The following is a 22,820-nucleotide window of genomic DNA, read 5'->3' as shown; positions in this document are numbered from 1 at the left end:
GATACCTTTTTTAGTTTACTGAATAGAAATGTCACCCGTATTTCCTTTGATATGTAGAATGTTACTTGTAGATGGTTTGAGTGAGTCAGAAATATCTGCATCCCCTAAGTTGTTGCTAGCTTGGAGAGTGAGAGCTTTGTCAGCTAGTGTAATATCGACATCTCCTGTTGAAACAGAGAGTTCATTTTTATTTTTAAATGTAATATTGTCGGCTGAAAAATCTCCAATTGATAGACTAATTGTTGAGTCAGAGACTTTACCATTTTCAAAGTCGATATCACCAGTGTTACTTGTCAAAGTGAAATTTGTTAGCTGAGTGTCTTGGAAATTACTATCCCCGACAGATAAATTGCTTTTACCAGATTTGAAGTAGCTGTTTGTGAGTTCAAAATCACCAGCGTTTAGTTCGATGTTAGCGTAATCAGCATTTAGATGATTGATTTGAAGATCACCAACTTTGACTTTTGCGATAAGTGAGTGAATAGCTGTTTTTTTAGGAATCGCAATGGTAATAGTATGATTATCAGTTACAACACCGTCTCTAGTGAAGGTAAGGAAATCTGACAGACTAAGAAAGTGAATGTTATTTATTGGGCTTTTCCAATCACCAGTTTGTTTAACAGCTAGGGTTCCGTCGCTCGTTACTTGATGAGAAACACGAAGTTTTGAATTATCTGTGTATGAGATGCTTGGTTTATCACTATTTGTTTGAGTTATGACGACATTATATGCTGTTGTGTCAATATCAATTTTGTTAAAATTTTCTACTGTTTTTGTGTAAAAATGCGAGTCATGTTTTTCTTTGTTATCATAATAACTTTGAAGTTTTGAAAGTCCGCCACCAGCAAGTCCTGAAGCAGTCAAACCTGCACCGACTAAACTAGCACCAATACCAATACCTAAAACAATTTTTGTCCACTTTTTCATGATTTTCTCCTTTTGCTTGCAACTTTTTTGGTTAGTTTTACGAGTCCAATTCCTGAGTATTTACAAACAGCGCCAGCAGCCAGAATTGCTAGTAATGATAAGCCAAAGGCAAGGAGTCCTAAACCAAGTCCAAGAGTTGTGCTTGCGTAAGAAATGTTGAGATAAGACCAGCTGTTAATGAGTAGAGCTCCACCAGAAATGAAAAGTCCAACACCTAAAGCAATAACTGCAACAAGTATGCTGACAACGACAGCTACAATAGCAACAATTATCATTAAAAGTAAAAAGATAAGCGGTAAAGCAACTGGACTAGCTAGAATGGCTAAGATAGCAATCCAGAAAATAACAGCTCGATTTTTAGGTGTCTTTTCATCTTCAACGATTTTCTCATCGAGTAATCGACTAATAATGTCATGCGCGGCCTCTTTAGGAGTGCCTAGTTCATCAATAACTTCTTCCTCGTTTTCAGGACCTGCCTCATCAAAGTACTCTCTGAAATAGTCCATGGCTTCTTGGTAATCCTCTTTTGGCAACTTCTTTAGATATTTATCTAATTTTGCCAAGTATTCACTTTTCGTCATCCTCTAATCTCCCTTCGACAATTTCTTCGATTTTGTTAGTATATAATTGCCATTCATTTTTTAGAAATGTAAGTTGCTCCTTACCACTTGAAGTAATCGTATAGTACTTACGTTTACGACCTTGAAAAGCTTCTTGATAGGTGTCTAAGTAACCAGCCTTTTCTAGTTTTTTTAAAATTGGATAAAGTGTAGATTCTTTGATATTTGCCACTTCCTTGATGGTTTGACTGATGGCGTAACCATAAGAATCTTCTCTGTCGACAATTGATAAAATAAGGAATTCAATAACAGTCGCAGAAGTCGGAAAATACATTGCTAACTCCTTTCTTTTCATATATAAAATTTCTATATATAATTATTTTACATATAGAATATAAATCAAAGGAAAAAGAAAGTCAAGTATAATATGTAAAATTTTTATATATTATTTTTGTAAGAAGAGTCGATAATAAAAAGTCTGAGATTTTCTCAGACTTTTGTGCTGTTTACTGTGTAAGAGGAGTATAAAGAAGATTTGGTGATTTGTAAAAAGTCTTCCTTGAACTCTTTTGGGGGGATAGGAGCTTCTTGAAGTAGCCATGTTTTGATAATTACTACTGTTTGTTCAACAATAATTTTTGTTAAGACTTCTCGAGACAAATTGAAATTTTTATCTTTAGGTTGGATAATATCAGTTGCCCAATCAGTAAAGCTTACAACAATTGTATCTTCAAAACTTTTTGCTACAGTAGCGGTATGCAGTGTTTTTAAGTACTCTCGGTTTTCATAGACAAATGGCAACAACTTATTAGCAATATAATCCATAGGATTACCATCTTTTTCAATGTTGTATTGGCTGCACCATTGACGAACTTGAATAATAATGTAGTCATCAACATATGTGATAATTTCATTAAAATTTTTAAAGTGTTTCTGATAAATTGCTTGTCTGGAAACACCGGCTTTTAATGCAATTTCAGAGATAGTAAAGTTTGTTTTTTGTGGATTCTCTGTAACTAACTCGAAGAAAGCACCGAGTATTTTTTCACGTGTGTATTTTGCCATAGTCTTCTCCTCTAATATTAATAGATATTCTAGCATAAAAAGTAACAATTTTTATAATTATTAAAAAAGAAAGACAATTCATGTGTTAACTGGTTTTGAAACGTTTAAACGCTTTTAAATGGGGAAATAAGATTAAAATTTTCTAATATAATGACAAAGTAGTTTACGATGTGTAAATAAAAAATGATAACTTTTTGATGATAACCGTGCTAAAATCGTATTTAAAAAAAGGGGATATTGTGTTTTTAAAACATAATATTTAGAGAAAAATGAAGTGATTGGATAATTGGGACTTCAATGTAAAAAAACGTCTCCTTGGCTCAAAAATCTTATCGGATGGGTTGGAAAAGGGAAGTATCATAATCGATTTTTATACATTTTACGCAGTACAATTTTCGTTTTCATTCAAGTTGCAACAGTATCTATTGCTTCTTGAAATAAATCTATCGGTATTATCAGTGATGAGCAGCTAGTAGGAAAACTAACATTTAGATTATAGCCTCTAATACGGTTAGGAGAGGTTCAATAAAATTTTAGTAACAGAAAGGAATTGCCATGAAAAAGCTATTGGTAAGACTGAAGGCTGTATTTGAACAGAGATTCCGTGAAAATATTGTTGTGAAAGTAGCTTTAGCTTTATCAATTATTGTTGTGTTTTGCACGACCTATGCCTTGATTTTACCTGCCTTAACAGTTAGCGTAGGCAATAGTTCATCGGTTGTTCAGTCAACAGAAAGTATTTCTGAGAATGATAAGATAGAGACTAATGAGTCCCAGACTGAAAGCCAAGTTTCATCAGAACAATCCTCTACATTTGAGAACAGTGAGACCGAGCTGAGTCTTAACAAAATTTATTCAAGCCAAGCTGGGCAGCTACGTGCAACATCTGACAATGTAATGGTTACCGTCGATTATGAAGTTGGGACATTTGATGATAATGTGACGCTGAGAGTGACTCCAATCCAAAACACATCTGAAATTAACCAAAAAATATCTGGACTTTTAAGGGAAACTAAGCAAAATTTATCGCAAGCTTATTCTTATGACATTTCTTTTGTAAATGCTGCTGAGCAAGAGGTTGAGCCTAAAAAAGATGTAGCAGTTTCAATGTCGTTTGCTGATGCAATTAAAACTGCTGACGTACAAAGCAGTTGGAAATTGTATCATTTTGTGAACGATGATTTTGACAATGTGGAAAATCTGACAGAACAGATAGAAACAACGATTAATCAAGATGAGTCATCAAATGTTAAGAGTTTGAATTTTAAGTCAGATAGTTTTTCAACTTATACCATTGCGGAGGTTACCTATGCAGATTTTTCAGGCTATTTAGATGATTATTCTGTCTCATCATCAACGGTGGATATTGCTACGGGAGTGTTAACAACTCATCTAGTGTTAAGCTTTTCTAATTTAACAGGGGCAACTTTAGCAGACAATGCTGACTATTATTTAAGAATTCCAGATGGTGTTACTGTTCAAACCGGTAGTGAATTCAATATTTTAGATAGAAACGGGAATAAGGCAGCTACGTTTGAATTTGTTAAAGACGGTAGCAACACCTATATGCTGATTCATTTCTTGGATAGCTATGTCGGTACTTTAGCTCCCACAACGGATGTTGAGGCAAGTTTCTATTATGATATGGAAATGGGTGAGGAGCTTCGAAATGACAAAGGTGCTTATGTAGCAGATTTTTCAGATAAGATAACCGTCACGATAACAGATGATGTTATTGAGAAGAACTATGATTTAGATACTGAAAAAGAAGCAGGCGTTATTTCATATGATGGCAACAATGCTTATATTACCTATACGGTTTTGGTGAATTCTCTAAACGGTACGCCAGATGAAATTACAATTTCTGATGTTTTGACAGCTTCAAGAGTTTCCATTGAGTCTGTAGATAATATCGCCGTTACCAAATCAACTTATGTTGGTTCGAGAAGTCAGGTGACGAGTGCAGAAAATATTTCGGCGCGCCCAACGTTTAATACTTCAAATGGTAGTTGGTCACTGACACTACCACAATTAACTTCTGGCGGACTGGATGCCAGTAGCAATCGTATTGGACATTTTTATGCGATTACTTATCGTTATCGATTTTCAGGCTTGACGGTGAGAGATGGTGAGGTTTCTGTCAATAATAAGGTGACAGTTAATTCATCTAATGCGGGTAAAGACGATGTTAAAGATGAAGATAGTACTACAAATGTTATTTCCTTGATTCCAGACATTCAAAAAACAGGTTCATATGACAGTAGTACAGATTTAATTAAGTGGGAGATTACAATTAATAAAAATCAAAATGATATTGCTGATTCTTTGTTAACAGATGACCATTTTTCTGAGATTACTGGTGACGTCAGTGTTTCACCAAATACAGATTATGTTTTGCAATATTCAAATGGAAAACTTTCAGGGATTAAATTTAGTAAGACCGTAGATGGTACTAATAAGCAAATTTATACGATAACGTACATGACCAAAGCAACTGACAACAGTTTCAGTAATCAAAAAATAACCAACACAGCAACTATTGATAAAGATGGAAATACTTCGACCACCTATGACAGAAATACAGCTTCCTACGGTGTGACGCTTCCTGGGACTGGTAGAGTGTTGAAAAATTTTGTCGCTTCTGAAGCTACTTCAGACGCTAACGTTAAAGTAGCTACGTGGTCAACAAAAATTTCTATGTCAGACGAGGGCATACTGCCTAGCGGAACAATTTTAACAGACAGATTAACAGCTGAATATAACGAAGATAATACCAAACACTGGTACACAGCTTCACAATTAGCTGATATTTATAGCAAAATGGTTAAGCTTTTTGGGGCAGATGGCTTTACGATGACAGTGTCAAAAAATTATGGTAGGCAGATTAATTATGAAGCTATTGATTCTTCTGAGGCTTATACGCGCTATACGATAACACTGATGAGAGATTACGCTATGTCTAGTGATTTGATTTATAACTACCAATCGACATTAGATTTATCATCGCTATCAAGTCAAACTGAATTTCGTAATGTGGTAATAATCGGTGATGTGAGCAGTACTGCAAATTACCCTGCTAAGGTGGTTACTAAAACCGATGGAAATGGTAATGAAGGAACTTCTGTAGTAACGAGCGCAGATGGTTCTTTGACATGGATTATCAAAGTTATTTTAAATAAGGATACAACAAATCTAACAGTTACAGATACTCTTCCAGATGATGTTTCAATATCTTCTATCACCTATGGCACGCGCTATGGACCAGCAACCGCAGTAATTGACGGCAATACGATTTCAGCAGGTCAAAATACCTATAGTACCAAGGATATTGGTTTATCTGGTGATATTTCGGGCAATAATGTCATTTTGAATTTCACTGCGCCAGCTAACGGAACGATTAATACTGCCATTAATAACGAATCAATTTTCTACGTTACTGTCGCAGCTCAATATGACATGTCTAAAGTTGAAGCTGGTAAAACAGCAACGCTATTATTGACTAATAATGTTGTCGTAAGTAGTGCTAATGAAAATCTGGGTTCTGATAGTCAGACTCAAGAAGTTACTATTGGAAAAACAACGTCACCGGGTGATGATAGAGATGTTATTAATAAAATACAGACAGGTTCAACTTCTCCGATGATTTATGATAATTCAGGTAAGGGCAGCATTAATACGAATTCTGTTGGTTATACGCATGTGCTTAACTATTCGATTGATATTAACCCAGAAGCTGAAGATTTAGCAAGTGGTTCGGATATGTTAACGTTGACTGATACGCTGCAATACTACAAAGAACATGTTACTTATTCTTTGATTCATGGTTCGGTAATTTTGTATGACGAAGACGGCGATAAAGTGCCAGATAGAGATTGGGCATGGACGTATGAAGATGTGCCAAATAGTCCTTCTTATCCAACTCAATATCGTCGAAGTATTATTACTGTGACTTTACCTGATTCAGGACACTATGTTTTGAAATACAATTACCAAATTAGTGATGCAACAGAAGGAAGTTATCATACGGTGATGAATACCTCACAACTTGAAGGTGTTCATAATGGAGTCGATTCTGATGTCACAACTTATCAGTATGTGAATCAATCAGGTGGAGGTAGTGTTTATATTTCTGGAACGTACACTTTAAACAAAGTAGATGCTACAAATTATGGGCATTCTCTTCCTGGAGCGACATTTACTGTTTATAAATATGATGGTGATGATGACGATTCAAATGATGAGGCAATCACAAGCTATATAACAGACAGTTATGGTGAGATTCATATTTCTAATCCAAGTACGAATCAGATGTTTGACTACAACACGATTTACTATGTGGTTGAAACAGCTGCGGCTTCTGGATACGAGTTGCCAAAAGAAGCATTGAAGTATTATTTCACCTACACGAAAGATTTGAATGTAAATGTGATGACACCAATTGCCTTAAAAGGTCAGGTGACTGATTTAAGTGAGCATGTTGGTGTAGAATACGTACCAAATGCCAAAATTGATACGGTTAATCTAACAGTTAACAAGCAGTGGCTTGATGCTAATGGAAATGATGTCGGAAGCGCTGATGGTTTAATCACTTATGATGTGGTGCAAGTTGCTACAGCAGAAGATGGTAAGACAAGTGAGTTGGTTTACAAATCTGGTGAAATTATGAGCCATTCAGACAATTGGACAAGGACTTATAAGGAGTTACCGTTAACTAATTCAGATAAGACAGCAACTTATACGTATTATGTTCGTGAGCAGGCAGTGGCAGGCTATGACACGACTTATGATAATGGTACTGTGACTTCAAAAACACCTTCAGCAATTGCTCTTGCTTCAGAATCTGCTGTTATCACTATTAAAAATACAGCTCAAAAACAATACGCTTTACCTGAAACAGGAGGTAGGGGTCAGTTGTTTTATTATATTTTAGGACTAGTTATCTTACTTATCTCTGTGGGAATCTTGGTGATTGTATTTGGCAAAAGCAGTGGTGCTTAATAAATACTGTCAAATGCTAATAACTTATATTTAAAATTAAAGAAAAGGAATTATGATGAAAAAGCTTAAATTATTTTTTGCAACATTGATAGCTGTTATTTTTGCTTTCTCAGGCGTAAAAGTAATGGCGCATGATATTACTGTTAATGGCGGCAATGGTGAGTATGAAACTTATCAAATCTTTACAGGGATTTTATCAGAAGATAAAGAAACTCTTTCAAATATTAAATGGGGCAATGGTATCACGGAGACTGGCCAAACAGCTCTTCAAGAAAAATACGGTGTGGGCTCTGCAGCTGAACTTGCTGAGGTGTTAGGAGCTTCGAATTTTACCGCAGAGCAAGCCAAACAATTTGCCAAAGCTGCTGGTCAATACCTTCAAAATCCAGGTGGATTGACAAATCTTGCCGCTGGTTACTACCTTATTCAAAATAAATCTGTTAGTGCTAACGAAACGTACACAAACTTTATTTTAGAAGTTGTAAAAGACGTAGAAGTAGAGCCAAAAGCTGACACGCCAACTTTTGAGAAAAAAGTTAAAGACACTAATGATACAACTGGTGAAACAACTGATTGGCAAGACTCAGCTGACTACGATATTAACGATTCCGTTCCATTCCAATTAACAGCAACATTGCCATCAAACTTTACGACATATAATCACTATTACCTTGCAATCACTGATAGTTTTTCAGCTGGGTTAACCTATAATAGTGATGCTAAAGTTTACCTTGTTAATGGCGATTCAAAAACTGATGTGACCTCATCATTTACAGTGGCTGCAGACGGTTCAAGCTATGCTATTAATGACTTACGTAAAATTTCTGGTGCTACAGATGGTTCACAAATCGTTGTTGAGTACACAGCAACACTTAATGAACAAGCGGTTATTGGTTCAAAAGGTAACCCAAATACCGCAAAATTAATCTATTCAAATAATCCAAATAATACTGGTAATGGTACAACTAAACCAGAAGATACCACTGAAACTCCAGAAGACACAGTTATTGTTTTCACGTACAAAGTAGAGGTTAATAAAGTTGATCAAAATAATAATGCTTTGGCAGGTGCTGGATTTACTCTTTACAAAAAAGTAAATGGAGATTGGAAAGAAGTTAAAACTATTTCAGCCACAGTAGCAACAACATTTACCTTCTTAGGTCTTGATGATGGAGATTATAAACTATCAGAAACCACTACACCAGATGGGTATAATTCTATTGATGATGTCACGTTTACAGTGACGGCAACTCATGATATTGAATCAGACAACCCAGCGTTAACATCATTGTCTGGTGATGCAGCTAGTGGAGAATTGACATTTACCGCTAATCAAAGTGAGGGTTCGTTGATAACTGATGTTCAAAATAAAAAAGGAGCAGTCCTTCCTTCAACAGGTGGTAAAGGAACAACTCTTCTCTATGTGCTTGGTACAGGTCTTATTTTGGTTGCAGGTATCCTTTTAGTGACTAAAAAACGAGTGGATTCTAAAACTAAATAAGTTGTATAAAAATTGTTAGGAAATCAATAAAACAAGGTTATTTATCAGCGTTAACACTTTACAACAAGAACTATTACTGTAAAGCTCTTGTTTACAACCTTGTCAACTTGATATTGGGAGTGAAGAGAGTAATACACTTTCTCACTCCTTTTCCTATACCTAAATATCAAAGGAGTCCACTTGTTTATGTTCAAAAAGATTAAAGAGAATTCTTTAACAATTTTATTAGCCTTAGCAATATTCGTCGGTCTTTCTTTGGTCTTGTATCCGACAGTTAGCGATTATTGGAATTCATTTCATCAATCAAAAGCAGTAGCCAGTTATCTGCAAGATGTAGAGGATTTGGAGAATAGTGAAAAAGAAAGGTTGGTGGAAGAGGCGCGTGTTTACAATCAGAGCCTTTCTCAGAATATGACTCCCAGCTTGAACTTGAGCGGCTTAAATCAGACGACTTATGATGAGACACTTAAAGTTACAAAATCAGGGATTATGGCTTATGTGGAAATTCCTAAGTTAAATGTGACCTTGCCTATTTATCATGGAACAGACGATAGTGTTCTGCGGGTTGCTATCGGACATATTCCTGGGACTTCGCTGCCGATTGGTGGTAAAGGAACGCACGCAGTTATTTCAGGGCATCGTGGCTTAGCAACTGCAAAATTATTTACAGATATTGATCAATTGGTTGTGGGTGATACGTTTATGATTCAAGTCTTGGATGAAACATTGGTTTACGAAGTTGATCAAATCTTAACCGTCTTGCCTCAAGAAGTTTCAGCTTTGCGAATTGATTCTAATGAAGATTATGTCACTTTGGTGACTTGTACGCCTTATGGTGTTAATACACACCGTCTTTTAGTGAGAGGGCATCGTGTTGTAAATGTAGATAAAGAAGTACGTGTCGTCTCAGAAGCTAGTCAAGTAGTGGTTTTATTTGTTGCTCTTTTTATCGCAATAACGATCTTTTTGTTGCTTCTTATCGGAAAATATATCGGTAAGGTATTAAAAAACTAGAGTACTTGATATACCGAGTATTCCAGTTTTTGGGCTATCTAAAGTTGTCAAAATGACAATATTTAGAAGGTTTAAAAAGGTGTTTAGGAAAGTAAATTATAGTAAAATATAATTAATCCAAAGTTATTAATCCCCAATATTTTTGAAGAACCACTTTCTTAATATACATAATAACTTTGGACGTGCAAAATCTTTTCGTATTTTGGTTATGTCCAAAATACACTAACCATCTTTAGTTAGGAAAGGAAATTTTTCGAGGTAGCGTAATGCTCATCTTCTGATTTTTCTTTTCCTTCTTTTAAAAGCTAGAAGCTGAGCTAAGTACTCAGCTTCTTTTTTGATTGCTTTGGCTTGTTTAATGATTTGTCGGGAGCAAGTTTTTTCGTGTTGCAAAATCTACAAAACGAAATTTTTCAAGTTTGTGTCTACTTTCGGTGAACTGAAACTGTTGATTATTGGCAAGGTAAACCTTTGATTTGATTGAAACGACATGGTGCTCAGCGCCAATATCAAGAAGTAGTTTGTCGCGGTCGTTAAGCTGATCGATGGTAATTTCTTTTTGAGCGTAAGCGATGCTCAAATGGAGTTGATTTTCAAGATAATCGTAAATAGATTTCTCTGCAATTTCTCGGGTCATATTTGGCACGATTTTTTTATCTAAATAATCAATATCAATGACAGAAGCTGTGCCATCAACCACACGTTGGCGAATCACACGCCATACTAAGTTGTTTTTTGAGAATCCTGTCAGCGCAGCTAATTTCTCATCGACAATCAGCTTATCGATGGTGATGACGTTGGTTTTAGAATTAATACCGAAGTTATCGACAAGTTCTTTATAGCTCGTTAATTTTGAAACAGGAAAGTTAATCGTTTCACGTTTGATAACTTGTGAACCAGATCCGTGAATTTTCTTGATTAGTCTTGCTTCAGCAAGCAAACTCAATGCTTTGCGGACGGTGTCACGACTGACGTGATATTGTGCGCAGAGTTCATTTTCAGTAGGAAGATAATCACCAGCTGAATAGACTCCTGATGTGATGTCTTTTTCTAAAATTTGGTAAATGTGCTCGTATTTCTTCATGATGTTTTTAAAATTCCTTAACTTTTCTCGATTTGTCTGTAAAATACCATACAACAAGACAGATTTCAAGAAAAAAGCAATGAAATTTTGCCAAACAACTTGCCTACAAAATAGAAAACGATTACAATATCTCTTGTAAATACAGCTAGCGACTATTTATAGACTAACGAAGGAGTCGGTTTTACCGAGAAATTATGGGAAAATTTGAAAAAGATGCCCGCGAGATGCTTGAAGCAATCGGTGGGAAAGAAAACATTGCAGCCGTAACACACTGTGCAACGCGCATGCGCTTCGTCTTAAATGATAACAGCAAAGCTGATGTTAAACGCTTGGAGAAAATTCCAGCAGTTAAAGGAACATTTACAAATGCAGGACAGTTTCAAGCGATTATCGGCAATGATGTTCCAACATTTTACAATGAATTTACTGCGATTTCTGGCATTGAAGGCGTGTCAAAAGAAGCCGCAAAATCAGCTGCGCAGAAAAATCAAAATTGGTTTCAACGTGCTTTATCAATGCTAGCTGAAATCTTTACGCCAATCATTCCAGCTATTATCGTAGGTGGTTTGATTTTAGGTTTTCGTAATGTTTTAGAAGGTGTTGAGTGGTCAGCACTAGGTGGCAAGACAATTGTTGAAGTTTCTCAATTTTGGTCTGGTGTTAATGCCTTTCTTTGGTTGCCAGGTGAAGCGATTTTCCATTATTTGCCAGTAGGTATCGTTTGGTCTGTCACACGTAAAATGGGGACTAGCCAGATTTTAGGGATTGTCCTTGGAATTTGTTTGGTGTCACCAAATCAGCTTCTTAATGCTTACAGTGTGGCAAGTACACCAGCTGCGGAGATTGCAGCAAATTGGTCATGGGATTTTGGTTTCTTTACGATAGAAAAGATTGGTTACCAAGCTCAAGTTATTCCAGCACTTTTAGCAGGTTTATCTCTGGCTTATCTAGAACGCTTCTGGCGTAAACACATTCCAGAAGTTGTTTCAATGATTTTTGTGCCATTTTTATCATTGATTCCAGCTCTTATTTTGGCACATACTGTACTTGGTCCTATTGGTTGGACAATTGGTAAAGGTATTTCAGCCGTTGTTCTTGCTGGGTTGACAGGTCCTGTGAAATGGCTCTTTGGAGCGATTTTTGGAGCACTTTATGCGCCACTTGTTATTACTGGTTTACATCACATGACAAATGCGATTGATACCCAATTGATTGCAGATGCTGGTGGTACAGGACTTTGGCCGATGATTGCTTTGTCAAATATCGCGCAAGGTTCTGCTGTTTTGGCATTTTATTTCATGAATCGTCATGACGAGCGTGAGGCGCAAATCTCGTTGCCAGCTGCAATTTCAGCCTACCTTGGTGTTACAGAACCAGCACTTTTTGGGGTTAACTTGAAATATGTTTACCCATTTGTGGCTGGGATGATTGGTTCAGGTTTAGCAGGTCTATTCTGTACAAGTTTTAATATTACAGCGAATGCGATTGGTATTGGTGGACTTCCAGGAATCCTCTCTATTCAAGCTAAATACATGGGATTATTTGCGATTAATATGTTAATTGCAGTAGCAGTTCCATTTATGTTGACCTACGTTTTCCGTAAAGGAAGTATTTTAACAAAAGCTGAAGATGATTTGAAAAATGGTGAACAATCACAAGTTCAAGCAGTAGTAGCTGCGAAAAAAGAGGCAGAAGTGCCTGCTGGAACAATTATTTCTATCCAAAGTCCACTTGTAGGGCACGCAAAAAATCTAAGCCAAGCACAAGACCCTGTCTTTGCGCAAGGTGTCATGGGACAAGGAATTGTCATTGAACCTACTGAAGGTGAACTACTTGCTCCGATTAATGGTGTTGTTTCAGCTATTTTCCCAACAAAACATGCAATTGGCTTGATTTCTGACGAGGGTGTGGAACTTTTGATGCATATTGGTATGGATACTGTAAACCTTAATGGTCGAGGTTTCACCGCTCATGTGAAACAAGGTGATAGAGTAGCTGTGGGAGATGCTCTGATTAGTTTTGATATAGAAATGATTAAAGCAGCAGGTTATCCAGTTGACACACCTGTTATTATTACTAACCAAAATGATTTTCAGACAGATGTGACAAGAAAAATGCCGTGCGATGTTACTCACGGAGAAGCTATTTTTACAGTTAGCAAATTGTCATAAAGGAGAATAGAGTGACATTTGATAAGAGAAAAGTCGTTTATCAGATTTATCCCAAATCTTTTAAAGACACCACGGGAAATGGTGTCGGAGATTTGCAAGGAATTATTGAAAAATTACCTTATTTGAAAGAGTTAGGTGTCGATGTCATCTGGCTCAACCCTTTCTATCCAAGTCCGCAACGTGACAACGGATATGATATTTCAGATTACAAAGCTGTTAATCCTTTATTTGGGACTATGGTTGATTTTGAAGAGTTGGTCCAAAAAGCTAAGAGTTATGGCATTGAATTGATGCTTGATATGGTGTTAAATCATTGTTCAACCGAGCATGAATGGTTTCAAAAAGCTTTAGCTGGGGACAAATACTATCAAGATTTCTTCATTTTGCGCGATAAACCAACGAATTGGGCATCAAAATTTGGAGGTAACGCCTGGGCGCCTTTTGGGGATACTGGAAAATATTACCTGCATTTATTTGATGTGACACAAGCAGATTTGAATTGGCGTAATCCACATGTCCGTGAAGAGTTGTTTAAAGTGGTTAATTTTTGGCGAGACAAGGGTGTCAAAGGATTCCGATTTGATGTGATTAACTTGATTGGTAAAGATGAAGAGCTGAAAGATAATGATGCTTTTGATGGCAAGCCAGAATACACTGACCGACCAATTGCGCATGACTACCTAAAAATGCTAAATCAAGCAACATTTGGCCAAGATGATGATAGCATGACTGTCGGGGAAATGAGTTTTACAAACACTGAAAATTGTATCCAATACAGCAGTCCTGCGAGTCATGAGCTTGATATGGTCTTTAATTTTCATCATCTCAAAGTTGATTATGAAAATGGCCAAAAATGGACTTTAAAGTCATTTGATTTTGAAGAATTGAAATCACTGTTTCACACTTGGGGTGAAGAAATGAGTCAAGGTGGCGGCTGGTCAGCTCTCTTTTGGAACAACCACGATCAACCGCGTGCCCTTAATCGTTTTGTAGATGTTAAAAATTTCCGTAACGAGGGAGCGACGATGCTTGCGGCAGCTATTCATTTATCACGTGGGACACCTTACATTTATATGGGTGAGGAAATCGGCATGCTTGACCCAGATTATGATGGTATGGCAGATTATGTTGATGTGGAAAGTTTGAACGCTTATCAAACTTTGTTGAAATCTGGCAAGAGCGAAGCAGAAGCTTTTGCTATTATTCGTGCAAAATCACGTGACAATAGCCGTATTCCCATGCAATGGGATACTTCTAAAAATGCTGGTTTTTCAACAGGTACACCATGGTTGAAAGTTGGTAAAACTTATTGTGACATTAACGTTGAAAATGAAAAAAACGGACCGATTTTCTCCTTCTATCAAGAATTGATTCGTCTCCGAAAAGACATGCCAATCATTGCTGAAGGAAATTATCAGTCTGCTTATCAGGATAATCCTAAAATTTACGCTTTTGAACGTCACCTAGATGGCGACAGCTTGTTGGTGTTAAATAACTTTTTTGCTACAGAAGTTGAGATTGATTTGCCAAAATACTATCAATCTGGAAAAATTCTGCTAAGCAATTATCCAGCACAAAATCTCTCATCAAAAATCACTCTAAAACCTTATCAAACCCTTGCGATTTATCAAGAAAAATCAGATAGCAAAGATAATTGTCAGTAAACTAGCGATAATGATGATAATAGCTAGAGCGATAAAAAATTTACCGACTACACTTTTAGGATTGATGGATGTACCAAGTGTTCTTAAGCGCGTGATGTCATCTGTGTTGGAAAATTTTTCACACTCATACCGATACCCAGTGATAATAAGTCCAAGAAGGGCTAAAATCAAACCACATAAGATTAATTTTAGTCCAAATCTGGATAAGATTTTGCTAAATACTAATGCCATTAAGAGAAAAAAGATAAGAAGCGCTAGAAACATAAATAGATAAACTTTTTTCACTTGATGCTTATCCATAACATCACATCCTAACTAACTTTTTCCTTGATTATAGCACTTTTTAGTTTAGACAGTAAAAAACCACTTTAGCAATATTGCTAAAGTGGTTTTTATATTCAATTATTTTACTTCAGTAAAGATTACGTGTTTACGCAATTTTGGTGAGTATTTTTTCAATTGAAGACGGTCTGGAGTGTTACGTTTGTTTTTTGAAGTAAGGTACAAGCGTTCACCAGATTCTTTGTGTTCAAGTGTAATATTTACGCGCATGGTATCTCCCTTCTAATTATTTAGCTGCTTTAGCGATTTTACGTCCTTTGTAGTATCCTTTAAGTGATACACGGTGAGAACGTGAGTAATCTCCAGTAGTTTCGTCAAATTTAACTGATGGAGCAGTCAATTTGTAGTGTGTACGACGTTTGTTTTTCTTCGCTTTTGAAGTGTGACGTGCAGGTACTGCCATGTTTTATTTCCTCCGATAATATTTTTTAATTTGTTCTTGATTTTGAATCAACTTTAACATAATAACATATCTTTTTTGTAAAGTAAAGTTACTTGACAAAAAAATTGAAAAAGTTGGCTATTTAACGTTTTCAAGTTAAATAATATCTAAAAATGAGGTGTCTCTTCTTCTTTACAGTCTCTTTTTGTGATAAAATAGAAGAGATTGAATAGCTACAATAGTAGAAAGGAATAAATGGGCTGAATTTGCAAAAATTTGGTGCCGGTATATCTTATTTATGAAATTACAAAAACCTAAAGGAACACAAGATATTTTACCTAGCGAAAGTGCTAAATGGCAATATGTCGAAGCTGTTGCGCGTGAAACTTTTAAAAAATATAACTACAGCGAAATTCGTACACCAATGTTCGAACATTACGAAGTTATCAGCCGTTCTGTTGGTGACACAACTGATATCGTGACAAAAGAAATGTATGATTTCCATGATAAAGGTGACCGTCATATCACTTTGCGTCCGGAAGGAACAGCGCCAGTAGTTCGTTCTTTTGTGGAAAATAAATTATTTGCACCAGAAGTTCAAAAACCAGTCAAAATGTACTACATTGGCTCAATGTTCCGTTACGAACGTCCACAAGCTGGTCGTTTACGTGAATTCCACCAAGTTGGTGTTGAGTGCTTTGGTTCAGCAAATCCAGCGACAGACGTTGAAACAATCGCTATGGCTTACCAATTGTTCCAAACATTGGGAATCAAAGATGTGACACTTCACTTGAACACTCTAGGAAGTGCTGCTAGTCGCGCGGCTTACCGTCAAGCTTTGATTGATTATTTGACACCAATGCGTGACAAATTGTCAGCAGATAGCCAACGTCGTTTGGATGAAAACCCACTTCGTGTTCTTGATTCAAAAGAAAAAGAAGATAAAGTAGCTGTTGAAAATGCACCTTCAATTCTTGATTACCTCGATGAAGAAAGTCAAGCTCATTTTGATGCTGTGCGTGAAATGCTTGATACGCTTAACATTCCATATGTTATCGATACAAACATGGTTCGTGGACTTGATTACTACAATCACACAATCTTTGAATTCATCACAACAGTTGATAAATCAGATTTGACAATCTGTGCAGGTGGTCGCTACGACAGTCTTGTTGAATACTTTGACGGGCCAGAAACACCAGGATTTGGTTTTGGACTTGGTCTTGAACGTTTACTTCTTATCTTGGAAAAACAAGGTATCGAGTTGCCAGTTGAAAAAGAAATGGACACATACATTGCTGTTTTGGGTCAAGGTGCTAATATTAAAGCCCTTGAACTTGTTCAAGCAATCCGTAACCAAGGTTTCTCAGCTGAACGCGATTACCTTGGACGTAAAATCAAAGCTCAATTCAAATCAGCCGATGCTTTCAACGCTAAAACAATTATCACATTAGGTGAAAGTGAAATTGAAGCTGGTCAAGTAACTGTGAAAAATAACAAAACTCGTGAAGAAGTTTCAGCAAGCTTTGCCGAAATCGAGTCAAACTTCGGTGAAATCTTGGCAAAATTAAGCTAAGAATAGCTAAAATTCATGGCGTCATGAATGCCATGCTAATGAAAAGGCTTAATGAGAAAAGAATTTGAAAAACTCCGCCACATGGGTGGGGTTTTTCTTTGCTTTTTGCTATAATAGATAAGAATGAATAAATTTTAAACGGAGAATCGTATCAAATGAAACGTACAATGTATGCTGGTCGTGTTCGCAGCGAACACATTGGTCAAGAAATTACCCTAAAAGGTTGGGTCGGACGTCGTCGTGACCTAGGTGGACTTATCTTCATCGATCTTCGTGACCGTGAAGGAATTATGCAATTAGTCATTAATCCAGAAAAAGTTTCAAGTGATGTTATGGCGACAGCAGAAAAACTTCGTAACGAATTCGTTATCGAAGTTACTGGTGAAGTTGCACAACGTGAACAAGCAAACAAAAACTTGCCAACTGGTGAAGTTGAGTTGAAAGTATCTGCTTTGACAATCTTGAATACAGCTAAAACAACACCATTTGAAATCAAAGATGATGTTGAAGTCAGTGATGATAACCGTCTTCGTTACCGTTACTTGGATCTTCGTCGTCCAAAAATGCTTAACAACTTTAAATTGCGTGCAAAAGTTACTCACTCAATCCGTAACTACTTGGATGGTCTTGAATTTATCGATGTTGAAACACCAATGTTGACAAAATCAACTCCAGAAGGTGCACGTGACTACTTGGTACCAAGTCGTGTTAACCAAGGTCATTTCTATGCTTTGCCACAAAGTCCACAAATCACAAAACAATTGTTGATGAATGCTGGTTTTGACCGCTACTATCAAATTGTTAAATGTTTCCGTGACGAAGACTTGCGTGGTGACCGTCAACCTGAATTTACACAGGTCGATATGGAAACATCATTCTTGTCAGATAAAGATATCCAAGATATCACTGAAGGAATGATTGCAAAAGTCATGAAAGATACTAAAGGAATCGACGTTACATTGCCATTCCCACGTATGTCTTATGATGATGCGATGAACAATTACGGTTCAGATAAACCTGATACACGTTTTGAAATGCTTTTACAAGACTTGACAGATCTTGTCAAGGATGTTGACTTCAAAGTCTTCTCACAAGCACCAGTCGTAAAAGCAATTGTTGTTAAAGGTAACGCTGATAAATACTCACGTAAAAACATTGATAAATTAACTGAATTCGCAAAACAATTTGGTGCTAAAGGTCTTGCTTGGGTTAAATTCACAGACGGTTCTCTAAACGGACCTGTTGCCAAATTCTTGACAACTATTGAAGATGAGTTGACAGCAAGTTTACAACTTGAAGATAATGATTTGGTTCTCTTTGTAGCTGATACACTTGAAGTTGCTAACAATACACTTGGTGCTCTTCGTACTCGTATTGCTAAAGAACTTGATATGGTTGATAACTCTAAATTCAACTTCCTTTGGGTTGTTGATTGGCCAATGTTTGAATGGTCTGAAGAAGAAGGACGTTACATGTCTGCTCACCACCCATTCACATTGCCAACTGAAGAATCAGCTCACGAATTAGAAGGTGACCTTGCTAAAGTTCGTGCCGTTGCATACGATATCGTTCTTAATGGTTATGAACTTGGTGGTGGTAGTCTTCGTATCAACCAACGCGAATTGCAAGAACGTATGTTCAAAGCTCTTGGCTTTACAGCTGAAGAAGCAAATGACCAATTTGGTTTCTTGCTAGAAGCTATGAACTATGGTTTCCCACCACACGGTGGACTTGCTATCGGTCTTGACCGCTTTGTTATGCTTCTTGCTGGTGAAGATAACATTCGTGAAGTTATTGCTTTCCCTAAAAATAACAAAGCAACTGACCCAATGACACAAGCACCAAGTCTTGTATCAGACAAACAATTAGATGAATTGGCTTTATCAACTAAAAACTAATGAAAAAGAAAGCATCTCTCAAAAAGAAAACAAAATATATTGTAAGCCGATGGGCTAAAAAATATGGTCTTTTAAAAACGATGCAAAGCATTTCAAGAGAGAAGTATGCGGAAAAAATTTCCGCTTCTCTTTTTTATGGCTTGCTTTCTGCTATTGCTGTGAATTTCTTCTTCCAACCCGGTCACGTTTATTCTAGTGGAGCGACTGGTTTGGCACAGGTTTTATCTGCTATTAGTGAGCGTTTGATTGGGTTTAAGTTACCAATTTCCATCGTTTTTTATGCGATTAATGTCCCACTTTTGATTTTGGCATGGTATAAAATCGGTCATAAGTTCACTGTTTTTACGCTGATCACGGTTTCAATGAGTTCGTTCTTTATCCAAGTTGTCCCTGAAATAACTCTAACCCCAGACCCTTTGGTTAATGCTATATTTGGTGGTCTGGTTATGGGAACGGGTGTTGGATTTAGTCTGAAATCTCGTATTTCTAGTGGTGGTACTGATATTGTCAGCTTGACCATTCGGAAGAAAACAGGTCGTGATGTTGGAAGCATTTCTCTCATGGTAAATGGTGTTATCATGATTTTTGCTGGTATCTTATTTGGTTGGCAATATGCACTTTATTCAATGGTGACTATCTTTGTTTCAAGTCGTGTGACGAATGCGATTTTCACCAAACAAAAGAAAATGCAAGCAATGATTGTAACAGGCTGCCCTGAGAAGGTCATTGCAATGATTCACACTAAACTTCATCGAGGTGTGACTCAGATTAACAATGCCGAAGGAACTTACAATCACGAGAAAAAGGCAGTTTTGCTAGCTATTATTACACGAGAAGAATATAGTGATTTTAGATATTTGATGAAGAAAGCTGATCCTAAGGCATTTGTGTCGGTTGCTGAGAATGTTCATATTATTGGACGTTTTGTTGATGACTAGCCTTTTGAAATCAGATTTCCTATGAATGTTTTAGGAGGGTGTGAATATGGTTCAAAAGCTTAAACAGCTTCGAAATTTGTTATTAATTACCTTGGGTGTTGCTATCTATACCTTTGGTTTTGTTAAATTTAACATGGCAAATGCCCTAGCAGAAGGTGGCATTGCGGGGGTAACATTGATTATTCACGCTTTATATGGTATAAACCCAGCGTACACATCCTTTGTTTTAAACATTCCTCTGTTCATATTAGGAGCGCGAATTTTTGGGAGAAAATCCCTTGCCTTGACTATTTATGGAACTGTAATGATGTCAGTTTTTATTTGGTTTTGGCAAAAAGTTCCAGTACAGATTGTTCTTGAAAATGATATGATGTTGGTCGGTGTTGTTGCTGGTCTATTTGCAGGAGCAGGTAGTGGACTTGTTTTTCGTTATGGTGCAACAACTGGTGGGACAGATATTATTGGAAGAGTCGTTGAAGAAAAATTAGGCTTTAAACTCGGGCAAACACTTCTTTTTGTAGATGCTTTGGTACTTTTGGCATCTCTAGTTTATGTTGATTTGCAGCATATGCTTTATACTTTAGTTGCAAGTTTTGTTTATAGCCAAGTTTTGACGATTGTGCAAAATGGTGGTTATACGGTACGTGGTATGATTATCATTACACAAAAATCTGAAGAAGCTGCGCAAGCTATTCTCAATGAAATCAATCGTGGTGTTACTTTTCTTAATGGTAAAGGTGCTTATTCAGGAAACGAAAAGAATATTTTATACGTTGTCTTGAATCCAGGTGAAGTTCGTGATGTCAAAGGTATTATGGCAAATCTGGATCCTGATGCTTTCATTTCCATTATTGATGTTGATGAAGTCGTGTCTTCAGACTTTAAAATCAGACGAAAAAATTATGATAAATAAAAATAAAGATGAGGTGAAAAATCACCCATCTTTATTTTTTTATATTATTATCTGAAAAAGTGATAGTATATCACTAAAATATATGTAAGCGCTTGCTAATTAAATTCTTTGTGCTATCATGATTAGTGTAAGGATTGTTACTGGTCAAGCAGGCAAAACCTAAATAGATACTGAAATAATTGTAAGACTCCGCTGCTTACAAGTTTATTTGGTGTTTATTTAGGTTTTTCTTTATGGTCAGAAAAGAAAAATGGGAGGAGCTTATTCGTATGGCAAAATATACTGAATTAGCAAAAGACATTATTGCACATGTTGGTGGTAGAGAAAACATCAATAGTCTAAAACACTGCGTTACACGTCTTCGTTTTGATTTGAAAGATGAGTCAAAAGCAGACGATGATTATCTCAAACAACGTGATGGTATTGTAACTGTCGTAAAAGCAGGCGGACAATACCAAGTTGTTATCGGAAATCACGTTCCAGATGTATACGATGAAGTTGTGAAAGTTGGGGGCTTAGCAGCTGGTGGTAGTTTAGACATTGATGAAGGAGATACAAAGGCTAAAGGCAATCTTTTTGATCAATTCGTTGCTTTGGTATCAAGTCTATTCCAACCAATGCTTGGTGCTTTGTCAGCAGCTGGTATGTTAAAAGGTGTTGTTGCCTTGATGGCAGCTTGTGGCGTACCAGCAACTGATGGAGCCTACATTGTCCTAAATGCAGTTGGTGATGGATTTTTCCAATTCTTGCCAATTATCTTAGCTTATAACGCTGCTAATCGTTTCAAGATGAACAAATTTACAGCAATGGCCATCGCTTTTGCCCTAGTTTATCCTGATATTGCTCAAAGCTTTACTGGTGATGCTCCTCTTTATACGCTATTTAAAGGAACTGTCATTGAATCAGACATTTATGCGACATTCCTTGGCTTGCCAATTATTTTCCCAGCATCAAGTTACCTTCAAACTGTTCTTCCAATTTTACTTGCCATTTTTGTAGGAGCAAAATTAGAAAAATTCTTTAATAAAGTAATTCCAGATGTTGTGAAAGTTTTCGTAGTTCCATTCTTTGTAATGCTAATCACAGTTCCACTTGCTTTTATCGTTATTGGACCTTTGATGACTTGGGCATCTGACCTAGTTGGTGTTGTCTTCCAAGCAATTTACGATTTCAACCCAGTTATTTTTGGTATTATTTTGGGAGCTTTGTGGCAAGTACTTGTTATGTTTGGACTTCACTGGGGTCTTGTACCGATTGCGATTTTGGATTTCGCGACAAAAGGTTACAGTAATCTCCTTGTAGCTTCTGTTTCAATCTGTTTCGCTCAAGCTGGTTCACTTCTTAACATTTTCTTTAGAACTAAAGAAGATAAAGTGAAACAATTGACAATTCCAGCTTTTATTTCAGCTCTATTTGGGGTAACAGAGCCTGCTATTTATGGTATTACACTTCCAATGCGCATGCCATTTATCATGACTTGTGTTGCTGGTGCCATCCAAGGTGCATTCCTAGGATTCTTTAATGTAACTGGTTATACAATGGGAGGTATGGGGCTATTTGCCATTCCATCATATATCTTACCAGCAGGTATGACTGGTGATGTTAATAACGTTTGGTACTTCATCGCTTCAATCTTTATCTCATTTATCTTGGGATTTGTTTTGACACAATTTACAAAAATCCCAAAACTTTATGAAAAATAATTGGTTTAAAAAGGGAATAAGAAAAGCCGCAATAAGCGGCTTTTCTTGTTGCTGTGATAGTAATTATGCTCGACTTTATATCAT

At 36.6% G+C, this 22,820-nt stretch carries 17 protein-coding genes and 1 pseudogene; 10 read left to right on the top strand and 8 right to left on the bottom strand.

The annotated features are described in order from the left end of the window. Positions 1 to 15: 15 nt before the first annotated feature. The 4 genes from ACNTMY_RS09280 to ACNTMY_RS09265 all read right to left on the bottom strand — a co-directional run bounded on the left by ACNTMY_RS09280 (position 16) and on the right by ACNTMY_RS09265 (position 2,552). Positions 16 to 927 carry a DUF4097 family beta strand repeat-containing protein gene (locus ACNTMY_RS09280; protein ID WP_423216228.1) on the bottom strand — a complete coding sequence of 304 codons (912 nt, stop codon included), beginning with the start codon at positions 925 to 927 and terminating at the stop codon, positions 16 to 18. Then, positions 924 to 1,508: a DUF1700 domain-containing protein gene (locus ACNTMY_RS09275; RefSeq protein ID WP_423216227.1), complete on the bottom strand. Its 585-nt coding sequence runs from the start codon at positions 1,506 to 1,508 to the stop codon at positions 924 to 926. Before ACNTMY_RS09275 ends, ACNTMY_RS09280 begins: the two co-directional genes overlap by 4 nt. Then, the gene (locus tag ACNTMY_RS09270; protein WP_423216226.1) at positions 1,495 to 1,821 is read right to left on the bottom strand and encodes a PadR family transcriptional regulator; all 327 of its coding nucleotides are present in this window, start codon (positions 1,819 to 1,821) and stop codon (positions 1,495 to 1,497) included. The genes ACNTMY_RS09275 and ACNTMY_RS09270 overlap by 14 nt, the downstream gene beginning before the upstream one ends. Positions 1,822 to 1,976: 155 nt before the next feature. Continuing rightward, positions 1,977 to 2,552: a TetR/AcrR family transcriptional regulator gene (locus tag ACNTMY_RS09265; RefSeq protein WP_423216225.1), complete on the bottom strand. Its 576-nt coding sequence runs from the start codon at positions 2,550 to 2,552 to the stop codon at positions 1,977 to 1,979. A 555-nt stretch (positions 2,553 to 3,107) separates the two neighbouring features. Between ACNTMY_RS09265 and ACNTMY_RS09260 the strand changes: the two genes are divergently transcribed. From ACNTMY_RS09260 to ACNTMY_RS09250, 3 genes are all read left to right on the top strand, one after another. Beyond that, a complete protein-coding gene (locus tag ACNTMY_RS09260) occupies positions 3,108 to 7,550 on the top strand; it encodes a SpaA isopeptide-forming pilin-related protein (RefSeq protein WP_423216224.1) in 4,443 nt (1,480 codons plus the stop codon). Positions 7,551 to 7,605: 55 nt separating this feature from the next. After that, positions 7,606 to 9,051, top strand: a complete 1,446-nt coding sequence (locus ACNTMY_RS09255) for an isopeptide-forming domain-containing fimbrial protein (RefSeq protein ID WP_423216883.1) — start codon at positions 7,606 to 7,608, stop codon at positions 9,049 to 9,051. 186 nt (positions 9,052 to 9,237) lie between these two features. Further along, complete coding sequence (locus ACNTMY_RS09250; RefSeq protein ID WP_423216223.1) at positions 9,238 to 10,065, top strand: class C sortase; 828 nt, start codon at positions 9,238 to 9,240, stop codon at positions 10,063 to 10,065. Between the two features lie 355 nt (positions 10,066 to 10,420). Here the strand turns inward: ACNTMY_RS09250 and treR are convergent, their stop codons facing one another. Then, on the bottom strand, positions 10,421 to 11,149 hold the full coding sequence (treR, locus tag ACNTMY_RS09245; RefSeq protein WP_423216222.1) for a trehalose operon repressor: 729 nt from the start codon (positions 11,147 to 11,149) through the stop codon (positions 10,421 to 10,423). Between the two features lie 194 nt (positions 11,150 to 11,343). Here treR and treP point away from each other — a divergent pair, with 194 nt between their 5' ends. Together treP and treC are read left to right on the top strand one after the other, a co-directional pair. After that, positions 11,344 to 13,320: a PTS system trehalose-specific EIIBC component gene (gene treP, locus ACNTMY_RS09240; RefSeq protein ID WP_423216221.1), complete on the top strand. Its 1,977-nt coding sequence runs from the start codon at positions 11,344 to 11,346 to the stop codon at positions 13,318 to 13,320. A gap of 11 nt (positions 13,321 to 13,331) precedes the next feature. After that, on the top strand, positions 13,332 to 14,984 hold the full coding sequence (gene treC, locus ACNTMY_RS09235; RefSeq protein ID WP_423216220.1) for an alpha,alpha-phosphotrehalase: 1,653 nt from the start codon (positions 13,332 to 13,334) through the stop codon (positions 14,982 to 14,984). Here the strand turns inward: treC and ACNTMY_RS09230 are convergent. From ACNTMY_RS09230 to rpmF, 3 genes are all read right to left on the bottom strand, one after another. Then, positions 14,958 to 15,215, bottom strand: coding sequence for a hypothetical protein (locus ACNTMY_RS09230; protein ID WP_423216219.1), 258 nt, complete (start codon positions 15,213 to 15,215; stop codon positions 14,958 to 14,960). The genes treC and ACNTMY_RS09230 overlap by 27 nt on opposite strands. A gap of 171 nt (positions 15,216 to 15,386) precedes the next feature. Next, positions 15,387 to 15,536 carry a 50S ribosomal protein L33 gene (gene rpmG / locus ACNTMY_RS09225; RefSeq protein WP_002262412.1) on the bottom strand — a complete coding sequence of 50 codons (150 nt, stop codon included), beginning with the start codon at positions 15,534 to 15,536 and terminating at the stop codon, positions 15,387 to 15,389. Positions 15,537 to 15,552: 16 nt separating this feature from the next. Continuing rightward, complete coding sequence (gene rpmF / locus ACNTMY_RS09220; RefSeq protein WP_003066947.1) at positions 15,553 to 15,729, bottom strand: 50S ribosomal protein L32; 177 nt, start codon at positions 15,727 to 15,729, stop codon at positions 15,553 to 15,555. Positions 15,730 to 16,006: 277 nt separating this feature from the next. On the opposite strand from rpmF, the gene hisS reads away from it, so the two are divergent. The 5 genes and pseudogenes from hisS to ACNTMY_RS09195 all read left to right on the top strand — a co-directional run. Then, on the top strand, positions 16,007 to 17,284 hold the full coding sequence (gene hisS / locus ACNTMY_RS09215) for a histidine--tRNA ligase (protein ID WP_021143315.1): 1,278 nt from the start codon (positions 16,007 to 16,009) through the stop codon (positions 17,282 to 17,284). A gap of 155 nt (positions 17,285 to 17,439) precedes the next feature. Continuing rightward, complete coding sequence (gene aspS, locus ACNTMY_RS09210; protein WP_423216218.1) at positions 17,440 to 19,182, top strand: aspartate--tRNA ligase; 1,743 nt, start codon at positions 17,440 to 17,442, stop codon at positions 19,180 to 19,182. Beyond that, positions 19,182 to 20,120 (top strand): YitT family protein, encoded by a 939-nt coding sequence (locus ACNTMY_RS09205; RefSeq protein WP_423216217.1) that lies wholly within the window; start codon positions 19,182 to 19,184, stop codon positions 20,118 to 20,120. The genes aspS and ACNTMY_RS09205 overlap by 1 nt, the downstream gene beginning before the upstream one ends. Before the next feature lie 46 nt (positions 20,121 to 20,166). Next, positions 20,167 to 21,033 (top strand): YitT family protein, encoded by an 867-nt coding sequence (locus ACNTMY_RS09200; RefSeq protein WP_423216216.1) that lies wholly within the window; start codon positions 20,167 to 20,169, stop codon positions 21,031 to 21,033. A 269-nt stretch (positions 21,034 to 21,302) separates the two neighbouring features. Further along, positions 21,303 to 22,727: pseudogene (locus ACNTMY_RS09195) on the top strand (PTS transporter subunit EIIC); the annotation flags it as partial. Positions 22,728 to 22,820: the final 93 nt, after the last annotated feature.

Source organism: Streptococcus equinus, assembly GCF_049393735.1.
In the GTDB taxonomy this organism is placed as follows: domain Bacteria; phylum Bacillota; class Bacilli; order Lactobacillales; family Streptococcaceae; genus Streptococcus; species Streptococcus equinus_G.
Note: the sequence above shows the minus strand (reverse complement) of the source record. Positions and strands in the feature narration are given on the sequence as shown.